The sequence below is a fragment of the Paraburkholderia sp. Cpub6 genome, from assembly GCF_014201065.1.
Lineage (GTDB): Bacteria > Pseudomonadota > Gammaproteobacteria > Burkholderiales > Burkholderiaceae > Paraburkholderia > Paraburkholderia tuberum.
The window spans coordinates 1-16010 of sequence record NZ_JACHDM010000017.1 but is presented as its reverse complement, the minus strand read 5'-3'; the positions used below and the strand labels follow the sequence as shown (position 1 = coordinate 16010).

At 64.2% G+C, this 16010-nt stretch carries 14 protein-coding genes; 4 read left to right on the top strand and 10 right to left on the bottom strand.

Features of this window, described 5'->3' with window-relative positions; translation table 11 throughout:
• Window positions 1-20 precede the first annotated feature (20 nt).
• Window positions 21-3617 carry an indolepyruvate ferredoxin oxidoreductase family protein gene (locus HDG33_RS24570; RefSeq protein WP_184034688.1) on the bottom strand — a complete coding sequence of 1199 codons (3597 nt, stop codon included), beginning with the start codon at window positions 3615-3617 and terminating at the stop codon, window positions 21-23.
• Between the two features lie 387 nt (window positions 3618-4004).
• Here HDG33_RS24570 and HDG33_RS24565 point away from each other — a divergent pair, with 387 nt between their 5' ends.
• A complete protein-coding gene (locus HDG33_RS24565; RefSeq protein ID WP_184034686.1) occupies window positions 4005-4190 on the top strand; it encodes a hypothetical protein in 186 nt (61 codons plus the stop codon).
• A 138-nt stretch (window positions 4191-4328) separates the two neighbouring features.
• Here HDG33_RS24565 and hppD read toward each other — a convergent pair whose 3' ends face one another.
• The gene (gene hppD, locus HDG33_RS24560) at window positions 4329-5426 is read right to left on the bottom strand and encodes a 4-hydroxyphenylpyruvate dioxygenase (protein WP_184034684.1); all 1098 of its coding nucleotides are present in this window, start codon (window positions 5424-5426) and stop codon (window positions 4329-4331) included.
• A 189-nt stretch (window positions 5427-5615) separates the two neighbouring features.
• Here hppD and HDG33_RS24555 point away from each other — a divergent pair, with 189 nt between their 5' ends.
• Complete coding sequence (locus tag HDG33_RS24555; RefSeq protein ID WP_184034682.1) at window positions 5616-6113, top strand: Lrp/AsnC family transcriptional regulator; 498 nt, start codon at window positions 5616-5618, stop codon at window positions 6111-6113.
• Between the two features lie 99 nt (window positions 6114-6212).
• Here HDG33_RS24555 and HDG33_RS24550 read toward each other — a convergent pair whose 3' ends face one another.
• From HDG33_RS24550 to paaA, 8 genes are all read right to left on the bottom strand, one after another.
• Window positions 6213-6881: a GNAT family N-acetyltransferase gene (locus HDG33_RS24550; protein ID WP_184034680.1), complete on the bottom strand. Its 669-nt coding sequence runs from the start codon at window positions 6879-6881 to the stop codon at window positions 6213-6215.
• Window positions 6882-7159: 278 nt separating this feature from the next.
• A complete protein-coding gene (locus tag HDG33_RS24545) occupies window positions 7160-7771 on the bottom strand; it encodes a TetR/AcrR family transcriptional regulator (protein ID WP_184034678.1) in 612 nt (203 codons plus the stop codon).
• Window positions 7772-7788: 17 nt separating this feature from the next.
• Window positions 7789-8604: a DUF1835 domain-containing protein gene (locus HDG33_RS24540; RefSeq protein WP_184034676.1), complete on the bottom strand. Its 816-nt coding sequence runs from the start codon at window positions 8602-8604 to the stop codon at window positions 7789-7791.
• Between the two features lie 175 nt (window positions 8605-8779).
• Window positions 8780-9868 carry a 1,2-phenylacetyl-CoA epoxidase subunit PaaE gene (paaE, locus tag HDG33_RS24535; protein ID WP_184034674.1) on the bottom strand — a complete coding sequence of 363 codons (1089 nt, stop codon included), beginning with the start codon at window positions 9866-9868 and terminating at the stop codon, window positions 8780-8782.
• A 1-nt stretch (window position 9869) separates the two neighbouring features.
• Window positions 9870-10439 (bottom strand): 1,2-phenylacetyl-CoA epoxidase subunit PaaD, encoded by a 570-nt coding sequence (gene paaD / locus HDG33_RS24530; RefSeq protein ID WP_184034671.1) that lies wholly within the window; start codon window positions 10437-10439, stop codon window positions 9870-9872.
• Between the two features lie 7 nt (window positions 10440-10446).
• A complete protein-coding gene (paaC, locus tag HDG33_RS24525) occupies window positions 10447-11268 on the bottom strand; it encodes a 1,2-phenylacetyl-CoA epoxidase subunit PaaC (RefSeq protein ID WP_184034668.1) in 822 nt (273 codons plus the stop codon).
• 8 nt (window positions 11269-11276) lie between these two features.
• Window positions 11277-11561, bottom strand: coding sequence for a 1,2-phenylacetyl-CoA epoxidase subunit PaaB (gene paaB, locus HDG33_RS24520; protein ID WP_018418671.1), 285 nt, complete (start codon window positions 11559-11561; stop codon window positions 11277-11279).
• A gap of 36 nt (window positions 11562-11597) precedes the next feature.
• A complete protein-coding gene (gene paaA, locus HDG33_RS24515; RefSeq protein ID WP_184034665.1) occupies window positions 11598-12599 on the bottom strand; it encodes a 1,2-phenylacetyl-CoA epoxidase subunit PaaA in 1002 nt (333 codons plus the stop codon).
• Window positions 12600-12846: 247 nt separating this feature from the next.
• Between paaA and HDG33_RS24510 the strand changes: the two genes are divergently transcribed.
• Both HDG33_RS24510 and HDG33_RS24505 read left to right on the top strand, forming a co-directional pair.
• Complete coding sequence (locus HDG33_RS24510) at window positions 12847-14469, top strand: NAD(P)/FAD-dependent oxidoreductase (RefSeq protein ID WP_184034662.1); 1623 nt, start codon at window positions 12847-12849, stop codon at window positions 14467-14469.
• Window positions 14470-14565: 96 nt separating this feature from the next.
• Window positions 14566-15846, top strand: coding sequence for an SGNH/GDSL hydrolase family protein (locus HDG33_RS24505; RefSeq protein WP_184034659.1), 1281 nt, complete (start codon window positions 14566-14568; stop codon window positions 15844-15846).
• Window positions 15847-16010: the final 164 nt, after the last annotated feature.

Genomic DNA, 16010 nt, shown 5'->3' with positions numbered 1-16010 from the left:
GGTTCAGCTGGGAGAGTCGATCAAGCCGCGTGCTGCGTCTTGCCCGCATCCGGCGAACGCCAACGCGCGAGCAACTCGTTCCACTTGATGCGCACGCCTTTCAGGTTGTTTTCCTTCACATGCCCATAGCCGCGGATGCCGTCGGGCAGATTCGCGAGCTCGACCGCGAGATCGCGTTTCTGAGAAGTCAGCCCGCCGATCAGCTCACGCACCAATGCCTCGTATTCGCCGATCAGCGCGCGCTCGGTGCGACGCTCCTCGGTGTTGCCGAACACGTCGAACGCGGTGCCGCGCAGGAACTTGAGCTTCGCGAGCGCGTGCATCGCGCGGAACATCCACGGGCCGTACTTCTTCTTCACCAGATGGCCGTGCGCGTCCTTCTTCGATAGCGTCGGCGGCGCGAGATGCAGGTGCAGCTTCCAGTCGCCTTCGAACGTCGCGTTCAGTTTTTCGATGAACGCCGGGTCGCTGTACAGACGTGCGACTTCGTATTCGTCCTTGTACGCCATCAGCTTGTGCAGGTTCTTCGCGACCGCCTCGGTCAGCGGCATTTGGCCGTCGGCGGAATCGAGCGCTTCTTCCGCGGCTCGCAATTGCGACACCAGCGCGCGATAGCGCTCCGCGTACGCACGGTTCTGCCAGGCGGTCAGATAGTCGGCGCGCTTGTCGATCAGCGTGTCGAGCGCCTTCGGCGTATGCAGCGCGATGATCTTGCCGCCCGCGCTGTCGGCCGGATCGCCGCGTCCCTGCGTTTGCGCGAGCTTGCGTACCGCAGCCAGATCGTGCGCGGCACGCCGGCCCCATTCGAACGCCGCGCGGTTCTTGTCCACCTGCACGTTGTTCAGCTCGATCGCGCGAATCAGCGACTCGTGCGTGAGCGGCACCCAGCCGCGCTGCCACGCATAGCCGAGCACGAACGGGTTCGTGTAGATCGCGTCGCCGAGCAGCGCGACGGCGAAGTGATTCGCGTCGACGGTCGAGACGTTGTCATCGCCGGCCGCGGCGCGCACGTCGGCTTCGGTGCTGCTGCCGGGGAAGCGCCAGTTCGGGTTCTTGATCAGCTCGGCCGTCGGCGTGTGCGCGCTGTTCAGCACGACGCGCGTGCGATCCGCGTGCATCCGCGACACGCATTCGTCGCTGGCGCTGACGATCGCGTCGCAGCCGATCACGAGGCTTGCTTCGCCCATTGCGATGCGGGTCGCGTGGATGTCGGCGGGCTGCTTCGCGATCTGCACGTGGCTCATTACGGCGCCGCCTTTCTGCGCGAGGCCGGTGACGTCGAGCACCGTGACGCCCTTGTTCTCGAGATGCGCGGCCATGCCGAGCAGCGCGCCGATCGTGACGACGCCCGTGCCGCCGACGCCCGTCACCAGAACGCCGTACGGACGGTCGATGGACGGCAACTCGGGATCCGGCACCGGCGGCATTTCGGCGCCGGCGCCCGACGCCGCCTTCGGCTTGCGCAACTGGCCGCCCTCAACGGAGACGAAGCTCGGGCAGAAGCCGTTCACGCACGAGAAGTCCTTGTTGCAGGTCGACTGGTTGATCTGGCGCTTCGTGCCGTACTCAGTGTCGAGCGGTTCGACCGACAGGCAGTTCGACTTCACCGAGCAGTCGCCGCAGCCTTCGCACACCGCTTCGTTGATCACGACGCGCCGTGCAGGATCGGGATACGCGCCGCGTTTCCTGCGACGGCGCTTTTCGGTCGCGCAGGTCTGGTCGTAGATCAGGATCGTGGTGCCCGGAACCTCGCGCAGCTGACGCTGCACGTCGTCGAGCTGGTCGCGGTGGTGAATGTCGACGCCGGGCGCGAGGCCGACGTTTGCCGCGTACTTCTCCGGCTCATCGGTGACGATGACGATCTTTGCCGCGCCTTCGGCGGCGAGCTGATGCGTGATCTGCGGCACGCTCAGCACGCCGTCGACCGGCTGGCCGCCCGTCATCGCGACCGCGTCGTTGTACAGCAGCTTGTAGGTGATGTTCGCCTTCGACGCGATCGCCGCGCGAATCGCGAGCAGCCCCGAGTGGAAGTAGGTGCCGTCGCCGAGATTGGCGAACACGTGCTTGTCGTTCGTGAACGGCGCCTGGCCGATCCACGCGACACCTTCGCCGCCCATCTGGCTGAACGTGCTGGTGCTGCGATCCATCCAGACCGTCATGTAATGACAGCCGATGCCGGCCATCGCGCGCGAGCCTTCCGGCACGTTGGTCGACGTGTTGTGCGGGCAGCCCGAGCAGAACCACGGCTTGCGCTCGACTTCGACGCGCGGCCGCGCGAGCGCCTTTTCCTTCGCCTCGATCACCGCGATGCGCGCGGCGATGCGGGCGCGCACATCCGATGGCAGATCGAACTTGTCGAGCCGCGTGGCGATCGCCTTCGCGATGATCGCGGGCGACAGCTCGTAGTGCGCCGGCAGCAGCCAGTTGCCCATCGGCACCGACCATTCGCCGCCCGCGCCGTCCTTCTCGTCGAACTTGCCGAATACGCGCGGGCGCTGCGCGTCGGGCCAGTTGTACAGCTCTTCCTTGATCGCGTATTCGAGGATCTGGCGCTTTTCCTCGACCACCAGAATTTCGTCGAGACCGCGTGCGAAGGCCTGCGCACCTTGCGCTTCGAGCGGCCACACGCAGCCGACCTTGTACAGCCGGATGCCGATGCGCGAGCAGGTTTCGTCGTCGAGACCGAGGTCGGTCAGCGCCTGACGCACGTCGAGATAAGCTTTGCCGCCGGTCATGATGCCGAAGCGCGCATGCGGCGAATCGATTTCGACGCGGTCGAGTTTGTTCGCTCGCACGTAGGCGAGGCCCGCGTACCACTTGTAGTCGAGCAGACGCGCTTCCTGCACGAGCGGCGGATCGGGCCAGCGGATGTTCAGCCCACCGTCGGGCATCACGAAGTCTTCCGGCAGGATGATGTTGGTGCGGTGCGGATCGATATCGACCGATGCGGACGATTCGACCACGTCGGTCACGCACTTCATCGCGACCCAGAGGCCCGAGTAGCGGCTCATCGCCCAGCCGTGCAGGCCGAAGTCCAGATATTCCTGCACGTTCGACGGAAACAGCACCGGCAGCCCGCATGCCTTGAAGATGTGTTCGGACTGATGCGCGAGTGTCGAGGATTTGGCCGCGTGATCGTCGCCGGCGAGCACGAGAACGCCGCCGTGCTGCGACGAGCCGGCCGAGTTGCCGTGCTTGAAGACGTCACCGGACCGGTCGACACCTGGGCCCTTGCCGTACCACATCGAAAACACGCCGTCGTATTTGGCGCTCGGGTACAGATTAACTTGCTGCGAACCCCACACGGCGGTGGCCGCGAGGTCTTCGTTGACGCCAGGCTGGAACACGACCTGATGCGCGGCCAGATGCTTTTTCGCTTTCCACAGCGACTGGTCGAGCCCGCCGAGCGGCGATCCGCGGTAGCCGGAGATGAAGCCGGCCGTGTTGAGGCCGGCGGCGCGGTCGCGTTCCTGCTGCAGCATCGGCAGACGCACCAGCGCCTGGATGCCGCTCATGTACGCGCGGCCGCGATCGAGGGTGTATTTGTCGTCGAGCGTGACGGAAGACAACGCGGCTTCGAGCGAGGCTCGCTGACCTGCGTCTAGCGGGGCATTCATTATGTGTACTCCTCCACTTCAGCTTGGGATCACCAAAACTTTTCTGGCCCCCGGCATCTCGTGAATGCTGGGGCCGGGGTCGTCATATTGACGGGTTTTAAGCGATGGTAGCACTGGTGGAAACCCGCCGCAGCGGATCAAAAATCGCCCGCGCGCGATCTGATTTCGGCCGGTTTCGCGACGAGTTGCCTACGTGTTGTCAGCAGTTGTCGCGGATTTTCGCCGGAATGGAGTTGTATTGCGCCTGCGCGTGTAACAGGCTGTAAAAACTACAAATTTGCGGAACCGCAGTGAAAACCACTGTCTAACCCCGACCTGCGAGCGATGCCGAACGCCGCGCATTCTGTGCAGCTTCTGGACAGCAGGGCAGTTAGAAAAGGAGTACGCATGAACACAAGAAACATCCAGACCTTCCTGATGGTTTCCGCCGCTTTCTTCGCGATGAGCGCGCCGGTGCGCTCGAATCCGGGCAGTACGGGGGCACTGTCGAACGCGATCATCCGCACGGCGCAGGTGGCGCCGGTGCGGGTCGACGGTGCGATCGGCAGCGATCTGTACAGGCAGAATTCATGACGCAGCGCATCGCGCGCGTCTAATGACGACCGGCCGCCGTTCCGAAGAGAGCGGCGGCGTTGCAACGTAAAAGGGCGAGGATCCTGCGATCCTCGCCCTTTTTTCTTCTGCGCGCCGATCAGGCACGAGTCTCTGTGGTCAGGTCTTGTCCTGCACGACGCCGCGGCGAATCTGATCGAGCTCGATCGATTCGAACAGCGCCTTGAAGTTGCCTTCGCCGAAGCCCTGGTTGCCCTTGCGCTGAATGATCTCGAAGAAGATCGGGCCGATCTGGTTTTCGGTGAAGATCTGCAGCAGGAGATCGTCCGGTGCGCCGTCGATCAGGATCTTGCGCTTGCGCAGTTCCTCGAGCGGCTCGCCATGATTCGGCACGCGCCGGTCGACGAGTTCGTAGTACGTGTCGATCGTGTCGAGCAGTGAAATGTCCGATGCGCGCAGGCCGTCGACGGTGCGGTAGATGTCGCTGGTGCCGAGCGCGATGTGCTGGATGCCTTCGCCGTGGTATGCGTCCAGGTATTCCTGGATCTGACCGGCGGTGTCCGAGCCTTCCTCGTTGATCGGAATGCGAATCTTGCCGCACGGCGAGGTCATCGCCTTCGACTTGACGCCCGTCACCTTGCCCTCGATGTCGAAGTAGCGCACCTCGCGGAAGTTGAACAGGCGCTCGTAGAACTCCGCCCATTCCTGCATGCGGCCGCGATGCACGTTGTGCGTCAGGTGATCGATATAGGTCAGGCCGTGGCCGACCGGGTTCGGGTTCGCGCCCGGAATCGGCTCGAAGTCGACGTCGTAAATGTCGATGTCACCGATGCTGTTCGGCGTCGCGCCGTTCTTGCCGCGCCAGCGGTCGACGAAATAGATCAGCGAATCGCCAATGCCCTTGATCGCCGGGATGTTCAGCTCCATCGGGCCGGTCTTGTTGTCGAAACCCCATGCGCCTTTTTCGAGCGCTTGGGCGTAGGCCTTCGCGGCGTCCTGTACGCGAAACGCAATCGCGCAGATCGACGGGCCATGCAAGCGCGCGAAGCGCTGCGCAAACGAATGCTTCTCCGCGTTGACGATGAAGTTGATGTCGCCCTGACGATACAGCATCACGTCCTTGTGACGATGCCGCGCGACGGCCGTGAAGCCCATCTGTTCGAACAGCTTGCCGAGCGCTTTCGGGTCCGGCGCCGTGTATTCGATGAATTCGAAGCCGTCAGTGCCGACAGGATTTTCCCAAGTTGAAACCTGCATCGTCAGTCTCCAATCCCATGCAAGAGGGTTTCCGAGGCGCGCTGGCGGTGAGCGCGCGGAACGGTCGGCTGAGCGCGACCGGATGGGGCAAGTGTAGAACCGCGATGAAGACAAAAACTTGCGAACTTAATCACGCGTCGCTACGCTTGAGCCAGTTTATGGCTCTATTCGAACGACACGTGGCAGAACATGGCTATTGGCGAGATAGACGCGATCGATCGACGCATTCTGGCGATCCTTCAGGAGAATGGCCGGCTGTCGAATCAGGAGATTGCGGAACGGATCAATCTGTCGCCGAGTCCGTGCCTGCGGCGGATTCGCCGGCTCGAGGAAAGCGGCGTGATTCGCGGCTATGTCGCGCTGCTCGACGCGCAACGTCTCGGGCTTGACCTGCTCGCGTATGTCAGCGTGCGGCTGGAGAAGGGTGGCGGTCGCGCGTTCAGTCCGCATGGCGAGGCCACGCACGCCGATCTGTTCGGCGCGGCCGTGCAGACGTGGCCCGAAGTTGTCGCATGTCACGCGATGACGGGTGAGATGGATTACCTGCTGCGCGTCCAGGTGGAGGACATGGCGCACTTTTCGCGCTTCGTGCAGGATCAATTGCTGCGGCATCCATCGGTGATCGATGTGAAATCGAGCTTTTCGCTAGAAAAGATCAAGGAAACGACAGCGCTGCCCATTTTGTAGGCTTCACGCGCACGGTCCTACGCGTGGCGTTGATCGGGTACAGATAGAAAAAAGGGCGACCTTGCGGCCGCCCCTATCTCATTTCCCCGTAGCGATTATTCAGGCAGCGACAGCCACCGGCATGAACGACTCGAACAGTCGCGATGCCTGGCGTGCGTGGCGCTTGAGCGCGTAATCGAACACGGCGGCCTGCTCCTGCAGCATTTCCGCGAGGATGCTCGACTGATCGGCCGGCGACAGCGTCAGATAGGCGTCGGCCTCGCCGTACGCGTACTCGATCTTCATGCCGGCCTTCCTGGCGATGTGCATCATGGTCGAATTGCGCGCCAGGCAGTGGATGTACAGCGTCGTCACATGCGTGTTGCGGCTGCGGATCGCGGCGCGCTCGAATAGCCTCGAGCCGATACCGATGCCGCGTGCGCTTTCGAGCACGGAGACGCCGAATTCGGCGGTGCGCTTGTTGCCTTCGGCCGGCAGGTAGGCCAGATGGCCGACGCCGCTCAGTTCCAGCTTGCTGTTGAACACGCCGAACACGGTGTCGCGCGTAAAGTCGATCGCGCGCACGTAGTTTTCGATCACATGGTTCGGCACGACCTGGCCGAAGCGCAGCAGACGGTCTTCTTCGTCGAGCGCGAGGAAGTGAGCAAGCAGGCGTTCGCGATCGACCGCGGTGAGTTCGCGGACCAGAACGTGCGCGCGTCCAGCGGGCAGCGACGCGAGATCGTTCGGCGCGATCGGCTCGGTGTTGCGATGGGTCAGCATGTTCATGGTCGGGTTCTCCTTTTAATCAGGCGGCGTTGTGCACCGCAAAAGCGATTTTAACGGAAACCTAAGCCATTCACTAGGGAAAACCCGTATCAAAAACCGAGGTGAATACCTGGAGCGCTGGAACCCTAAATTTAATTAGCTGATTTTAAACAGAAATTAAAAGTTAGCGCACGTTCGTGACACGATGCCGCATGGATTCCCTGCGCTGATTTATTTGGTCTGCATGTTGTTGCTTTGCAACATCCAATGCGCGGGTTACGATCTGTTCAGACCATCGTCTACCTGACCGGCGCGCTGCCGAGACCATGCTCGACCATGCCGACCACCTGCTCGGCGAACTCGCGATAGCCCATCCGGCCGTCCGGCTTGAGCCACGTGAAGGTCCAGTTGATCATGCCGAACACCATCATCGTCAGCGCGGTCTGGTTGTCGCGTGTCGCGCGTTCGGGATAGGCGCGCACGAGCTGCCGCGCGAAGGCGGCGACTACGTCGCGCTGACGGTTCAGGATGATCTCGCGCTGCGAATCGACCAGATACTTGACATCGTTCAGCAGCGCGACGTGCCGGCTGTGCGACGTCTCATACTCGGACAGGAACGCGCGGATCAGCTCCGCGAAGGTTTCTCGCTCGCTCAGTTCGCGTCGCTGGCTCGATCCTTCCACCTCGGCGATGATCAGCATCAGGCGCTTCGTGTAGCGATCGAGCAGATCGAACAGGATTGCTTCCTTGCTCTCGTAATAGTGATAGAGGCGCGCTTTCGAGGTGCCGCTCGCCGCGGCAAGATCGGCCATCGACGTGCTTGGATAGCTGGTCTGCGCGAACTTCGCGGCGGCCAGTTCGAGAATCTGCTCGCGTTGGGTTTCGTGGTCGGGGGCTCGGGTGCGGGCCATATTCGTCTGTTCTTATCTTATTGGGGTGAGCAGGGGGCGGATGCCGCGCGCAGTTCGAGCGAGCGCCATTCGTTCGCATCGCCGCGCAGGCGGATGCGCCGCAGCGCCGCGAGTTCGCGCATGCGCCACAGCACGATGCTGTCGCTGACGAGGAACCACAACCCGGCGGTCATCACATAGGCGGCGACGCGCGCGGCGGGCTGCCAGGCGTCGGTTGCGCGGTCGAGGATCAGCGCGTCGATTTCGGCAACGCTGCCGCTCGTGAAGGTGTTGTCACGCCAGCGCCGCGTCTCGCCGTTCGCCTGTTTGACCTCCTGCCATTCGAGCGCGAGCCGGCTAATGCGCAGCACGGAAATCGGCGCGGCGTCCGGCAGGTGTGTCTGCAATACGTCCGGCGCAAACATGCCGACCGATGTCGCGCGATCCTTGCGGGTATGCGCCCACGCTTGCGGATCGGTCAGGTCGGCGATCGACAGACGCACTTCGTTCAAACGCTGCGGGCTGTTGCGCACCCGGTAGCAGACGCGGCGCAGCATCAGTTGATCGGACGCGCTTTCGGCGTGCCACACCACGAGATTCGCGGTGCTGCTGGCGAGGCCGTCGAGCACCGCGGCCTGTTCGCGGAACTCGCGCACGAAGTCGCGTTGCGTGTCGGCGCTGACGCGTTCCCAGAAGTCGGCGCGCACGTGCGCAGCGTCGTCGACGCCGCGTAACGGGCCGACCGCCAGATCGTCCCGCAGCGGCTGCACGCGATCGTCGCGGCCCGCCTGGTCCAGCGCGGTACGCAGCGACTCGGCGGCGACATCGCCGTTGGTGAGGTGAATCGTGCTCATGGGCAAGGGCTTGCAGTGACGTCAGCAGCTGTAACAAAAAGAGGCCGCTCGCCGACTGGAACCCGATGTCCCGATCGATGAGCGGCCCCTAGTTTAAGCGGATCCCGAAACGGCCGAAAGCGGTGGCGGACGTCACAGGAGGGCAGTCCGTACCTAGGCCACGAAAGCACGCGACTCAACGTTCGTCGTAACTGACGACGACCTTGTCGCTAACCGGATGACACTGACACGTCAGCACGAACCCGTCGCGGACCTCGTGTTCTTCGAGCGTGTAGTTCTTTTCCATCTTCACTTCGCCCTCGAGCACCTTCGCGCGACAGGTGCAGCACACGCCGCCCTTGCACGCATACGGCAGCGCGAGACCGGCGCGCAGCCCGACGTCGAGGACGCTCGTGCCCTGATACGGCAGGCGCAGCTTGCGGCGCTTGCCGTCGAGCACGATTTCGAGCTCGGCCGCGGGGGTGTCCGCGGTGATCTCGACGGGCGGCACGCCCGCCTGCGGCAGCGGCGTACCGAAGCGCTCGACGTGCACCTTCGCGGGCGGCACGCCGGCTGCCTTGAGCGCGGCCTCGGCCGCATCCATCATCGGCGCGGGGCCGCAGATGAACGCTTCGTCGATCGCGTCGGCCGGCAGCAGCTGCTCGATGAACGCCGCGCATTTTTCCTGGTCGAGCACGCCGTTAAACAGCTCGACGTCCTGCAGGTCGTCCGACAGCACGTGATACAGCACGAAGCGGTTCATGAAGCGGTTCTTCAGATCCTCGAGCTCCTCGGCGAACATGATCTGGTCGACGCTGCGGTTGCCGTAGACGAGCGTGAAGGTGCTGCGCGGCTCGACTTCGAGGGTCGTCTTGATGATCGCGAGCACCGGCGTGATGCCCGAGCCGCCCGAGAACGCGAGGTACTGCTGCCCCTGTTCCGCGTTCAGGTGCGTGAAGAAGCGGCCGTCCGGCGTCATCACGTCGATCGTGTGGCCCGGCTGCAGCGTGTCGAACGCGAAGTTCGAGAAACGCCCGCCGCGCACGCGCTTGATGCCGATGCGCAACTCGCCGTCGCGATCGTAGTCGGTGACGCCCACGCAGATCGAATACGAACGGCGCGTTTCCTCACCGTCGATATGCGTCTTCAGCGTGACGAACTGGCCCTGCGTGAAGCGATAGTGGTCGCGCAGTTCGGGCGGGACTTCGAAGGCGACCGAGACCGCGTCGGCGGTTTCGGGGCGCACTTCGCGGATACGCAGCGGATGGAATTGCGGGGTGGCCATATCAGTACGGTTTGAAGTAGTCGAAGGGTTCGCGGCAGTCGAGGCAGCGATACAGGGCCTTGCAGGCGGTCGAGCCGAATTGCGCGAGCCGCTCGGTGTGCGCCGAGCCGCAGCGCGGGCAGCCTGGGGCCGGCAGCGCGCGCGGCACGAAGCGCAGCACTTTTTCCTGCGGCGCTGACGTCGCGGCCGCGCCGCAGTTGCCCGTCGGCGGCGCGATGCCGTAGACGCGCAGTTTTTCGCGGGCTTCGGCCGTGATCCAGTCGGTGGTCCACGCCGGCGCGAGCACGGTGGCGACGCGGTATGGCGTGAGCTGCGCGGCCTCGAGCGCACGGCCGATGTCTTCGGCAATCTGCGACATCGCCGGGCAGCCCGAGTAGGTCGGCGTGATCACGACTTCGAGCGCGCCGTCGGCGGCGCGTCGCACGTCGCGCAGGATGCCGAGCTCGCGGATCGACACCACCGGGATCTCCGGGTCGGGTACCGCTTCGAGCACGGTCCATGCGCGGGTGAGCGCGGGATCGGTCGTGGCAGCGGCGGCGTTCGCGGGCTGTGGAACGGTCGAGGTCGTCATCGCGTGCTCACCAGCTGGCGCCCGGATGCTGGCGCGCGAGGCTCTGCATTTGCGCGAGCACGAAACCCATGTGCTCCGAATGCTCGCCGTGCTTGCCCGTGCTCACGTGCCGCAGCACCGCGGGCAGCGTCAGCGTGGCATGGTCGAGCGTGGCGCGCACGTCGTCGAGCCACGCGGCTTCCAGCGCCGAGGTGCGCGGGCCGATGCCGGCCGCGGCGACCGCGTCTTCCACCGCGTCCGCGCTGAAGAACTCGTACGTGTACGGCATCAGATAGTCGAGCGCGGCCTGCGCGCGACGGTGCGATTCGTCGGTGCCGTCGCCGAAACGGATCAGCCACTCGCTCGCGTGATGCACGTGGTACTGCGTTTCTTTGATCGACTTCGCGGCGATCGCGGCGAGCTGCCCGTCGCTGGAGCCCGTCAGCGCACCCCACAGATGCATCATCAGCGTCGCGTACAGGAAGTTGCGCACGATCGTGACCGCGTAATCCTTCCCGGCCTGCGCGGTGCCGGCGAGCGGCCCGTAATGCGGCAGCTCGGCGAGCGTGTAGTTCGCGAATTCGCGCTCGGCGCGGAAGTACGCGTAGTCGTCTTCGCTGCGCTCGCGGCCGGTGAGCTGCGCTTCGAGCGCGGCCGCGTGCGTGTACAGCAGGCGCGCCTGGCCGATCAGGTCGAGGCTCATGTTCGACAGCGCGATGTCCTCTTCGAGGATCGGGCCGTGGCCGCACCACTCGGTGTTGCGCTGACCGAGGATCAGCGCGGTATCCGCGAGGCGTAGCACGTACTGGAGATGTTCGGGCGTAATGGGCGTAGTGGACGTAGTGGTCATGGCCGCGCTTACATGTGGTTGACTTCGTCGGGGAGCGTGTAGAACGTCGGGTGGCGATAGATCTTGTCGCCCGCCGGTTCGAACAGCTCGGCCTTCTCGTGCGGCGCCGAGGCCGTGATCGCCGAGGACGGCACCACCCAGATGCTCACGCCTTCCTGGCGGCGCGTGTAGACGTCGCGCGCCATGCGCAGCGCCATCGGCGCGTCGGCGGCATGCAGACTGCCGCAGTGTTTATGGTCGAGTCCCTGCTTGCTGCGCACGAACACTTCCCAAATCGGCCATTCCTTGTTCATTGCTGATCTCCTGAATCCTTTGATGTGCGGTGCCACTCAGGCGGCGTGCTGTTGCGCGCGCTGGCGCTGCTTTTCCGCATGGGCGAGCGCGGCTTCGCGTACCCAGGCGCCGTCTTCATGGGCCTTCACGCGGGTCGCGAGGCGCTCGCGGTTGCACGGGCCGTCGCCATTGACGACGCGCCAGAACTCTTCCCAGTCGATGTCGCCGTAGTCGTAGTGGCCGCGCGCCTCGTTCCATTTGAGGTCCGCGTCGGGCAGCGTGACGCCGAGCACCTTCGCCTGCTCGACGGTCGCGTCGACGAATTTCTGGCGCAGGTCGTCGTTGGTGATGCGCTTGATGCCCCATCTGGCCGACTGGTTGCTGTGGACCGAATCCCTGTCGCTCGGGCCGAACATCATCAGCACCGGCCACCACCAGCGGTTCACCGCCTGCTGGACCAGCTCGCGCTGCGCCTCGGTGCCGGCCATCATCGCGAGCAGCGCGTCGAAGCCCTGGCGCTGATGGAACGACTCTTCCTTGCAGATGCGGATCATCGCGCGGGCGTACGGGCCGTACGTGCAGCGGCACAGCGGGATCTGATTCATGATCGCCGCGCCGTCGACGAGCCAGCCGATCACGCCGACGTCGGCCCAGGTGGGTGTCGGGTAGTTGAAGATGCTCGAATACTTGGCCTTGCCCGCGTGCAGCGCGTCGATCAGTTGCTCGCGCGAGACACCGAGCGTTTCGGCGGCGCTATACAGATAGAGGCCGTGGCCGGCTTCGTCCTGCACCTTGGCGATCAGGATCGCCTTGCGCTTGAGGCTCGGCGCGCGCGTGATCCAGTTGCCCTCGGGCAGCATGCCGACGATCTCCGAGTGCGCATGCTGCGAGATCTGCCGCACCAGCGTTTTGCGGTACGCGTCGGGCATCCAGTCCTGCGGCTCGATCTTGCCGTCGGCGGTCATGACCGCGTCGAAGCGAGCCTGTTGTTCGGGCGAATTCGCGTCCGCGTCCAGCGGGGCGACGTTGCCGGGGATATCGAGGGATTGGGTGTACATGAGGGACGCTCTCTCTGGAGGAGTGGTCTGTGTCGGCGTAGTATAAACCAACCGACCGGTCGGTTAATAAATTTTTTGTGCAGAGACGTTGGGGCTGATAGCTCATTGAGGGCGTCGAAGCATGCATGCTGGTTTGCCCGGTTTCGACGGGCCGGCGCTTCATGACCGGCCGTCACCCCGCGCCGACACTTACCGGTAAAATTGCGAATTGGCCGCGATTTGCGGCCCACTTGCATTTCCGGTACTCATGTTACGTCTAAGCGAAATCAAACTCCCGCTCGATCATCCCGAAAGCGCCCTCGAAGCCGCCATCCGTGCGCGCCTCACGGAACTCGGCGTGGCGCGGGATGGGCTCATCCGATACACCGTGTTTCGCCGCGCGCACGACGCGCGCAAGCGCGCCGACATCAAGCTCACCTACATCGTCGATGTCGAGGTCAAGGATGAAGGGGCCGCGCTGAAACGGCTCGCCGACGTGCCGCATTGCGGCGTGACGCCCGACATGAGCTACAAGTTCGTCGCCGAAGCGCCCGCCCAACTGAGCACGCCGCGTCCGGTTGTCATCGGCATGGGGCCGTGCGGACTGTTCGCGGGCCTGATCCTCGCGCAGATGGGCTTCCGGCCGATCATCCTCGAGCGCGGCAAGGCCGTACGTGAGCGCACCAAGGACACGTTTGGCCTGTGGCGCAAATCGGTGCTGAATCCCGAGTCGAACGTGCAGTTCGGCGAAGGTGGCGCGGGCACCTTTTCGGACGGCAAGCTCTACAGCCAGATCAAGGACCCGAAACACTACGGCCGCAAGGTGCTCGACGAATTCGTGCGGGCCGGTGCGCCGGAGGACATCCTGTACCTGAGCCGGCCGCATATCGGCACGTTTCGTCTCGTCAGCATGGTCGAGAAGATGCGCGCGAGCATCCACGAGTTGGGCGGCGAAGTGCGCTTCGAAACGCGTGTCGAGGACATCGACATCGACAACGGCCAGGTGCGCGGGCTGACGCTGTCGACCGGCGAGACGCTGCGCTGCGACCACGTTGTACTGGCGGTCGGCCATAGCGCACGCGATACCTTCCAGATGCTGTACGACCGCGGCGTTCACGTCGAGGCGAAGCCGTTTTCGCTCGGTTTTCGGATCGAGCATCCGCAAGGGATCATTGATCGGAGCCGTTTTGGGAAATTTGCCGGTCACAAACAGCTCGGCGCAGCCGACTACAAGGTGGTGCACCACTGCAGCAACGGGCGAGCGGTTTATAGCTTCTGCATGTGTCCCGGCGGCACCGTGGTGGCGGCCACGTCCGAGCTGGGGCGCGTCGTCACGAACGGCATGAGCCAGTACTCGCGCGCGGAGCGCAACGCGAACGCGGGCATCGTGGTCGGCATTACGCCAGACGACTACCCGGGCGGGCCGCTCGCCGGCATCGCGTTCCAGCGCAAGTGGGAGGAGCGGGCGTTCGAGCTCGGTGGCGGTAACTATATGGCTCCGGGGCAGTTGGTCGGCGACTTCATCGCGGGGCGGCCGTCCACTTCACTCGGCTCGGTCGTTCCGTCGTACAAGCCGGGCGTGCGGCCAACCGATCTCAGCACCGCGCTGCCCGACTACGCGATCGAAGCGATTCGCGAAGCGCTGCCGCAGATGGAGAAGAAAATCGCCGGTTTCGCGATGCATGATGCGGTGCTGACCGGCGTTGAAACGCGAACTTCGTCGCCGGTACGCGTGCGTCGCGGCGACGACTACCAGAGTGTCAACGTCAACGGGCTGTATCCGGCGGGCGAGGGTGCGGGGTATGCGGGCGGGATCTACTCGGCGGCAATCGACGGAATCGAGGTCGCCGAAGCGGTCGCGCTGAAGATCATGAGCCAGCAAACGGCGTGAGTCCGAGCCGGCACAGCCGCCGGGGTAAGCGGACCTGCCGGCGATTGCCGCGTCGTTCGGGCACAATGCGCGTTTCGCCTCGAACCGATCCTCCGAATGACCATTCGCACCCTGGCTGCCGCATGCGGCGCGGCGCTGCTCGCCCAATTTGCCCCGTTTGTCGTTTCCTCGAGTGCGTTCGCTGCCGAAGCGTCCGAGCATTGGGTCGCCGTTTGGGCGACCGCGCTGCAACCGATTCCACAGCGGGCCGAGTTGCCACCGCTGTATCGCGCGCCGGAAGTCGCCGGGCGCACCGTTCGGCAAATCATGTATCCGACGTTGTCGGGGAGGGTGGCGCGAATTCATCTGAGTAATGCGTACGGCAAGACGCCTCTCGTCATCGACGAACTGCGCATCGCGCGCTCCGCCGGTGGCGCGGCAGCAGTCGAGGGCGCCGGCAGTCGGGTGACGTTTGGCGGTAAGGGCGCGGTCAGCGTTCCGCCTGGCGGCGAGATGGACAGCGATCCGGTCGCGATCGATGTCGTCGAGGGCGCGCCATATGCGATCAGTGCGTTCGTGGGACCGGAGCAGCGGATCGTCGCATGGCACCGAGTGTCAAATCAGGTGAATTATGTGTCCGGGCCCGGCAATCACACCACCGACGCGTCCGCCACGGCGTTTCCCGGCCGCTTCACGCAATATGTGTGGGTCACGGGTTTGTCGGTGGAGGCGGCGGCACCGTCGCTTGCCGTGGCCGCGATCGGCGACTCGATCACCGACGGCATGCGCTCCACCCTCAACCAGAACCGTCGCTGGCCGGATGCGCTGGCTCGGCGGCTGGCGGCGAGCGGCGCGCAGTCGACCGCGATCGTGAATCTTGGCATCAGCGGCAACCGGCTCCTGAGCGACTCGCCTTGCTATGGCGACGCGCTTGCGAGCCGCTTTGAGCGCGACGTTTTGCGACGTCCAGGCGTCAAAGCGGCGATCCTGCTGATTGGCATCAACGACATCAACTTTGCGGCAATGCCGCCTCATGGCGGGCTCGACTGCGATTTTCCTCATACGTCGGTCACGGCTGCCGATCTGATCGCCGGTTACCAGCGAGTGATCGCGGCCGCGCGGCGCAACGGTGTCAAGATGTTCGGCGCGACGCTGACGCCGGCGTCGCTGCCACAGGAGCGGGAAAACATCCGACTCGCGGTTAATCAGTGGATCCGAACTAGTCGTGCTTTCGATGGCGTCGTCGACTTCGACGCGGCGTTGCGCGATCGGGCGCAGCCGGAGCGTCTGCAGCGCGCTTTCGATAGCGGCGATCACATCCATCCAAGCGACGCGGGCTACGCGGCTATGGCCGCTGCAGTTCCTGTCGAGGTCGTGGTGGATGCGACCCGGAAGTGAGCGGCAACTTTTTTTAAGCGAAAGCAAAAACGAACATTGACGAGACGCGAAAGAGTCTCCATAATTTCATTTCTCTGCTGCAGACGCAGCGACGCAAACGAAGCAGTGCCGGGTAGTGGTGGTTCAGGCGCGGCGGGTTTGGCGGACCGATCTTTAAAAACTAA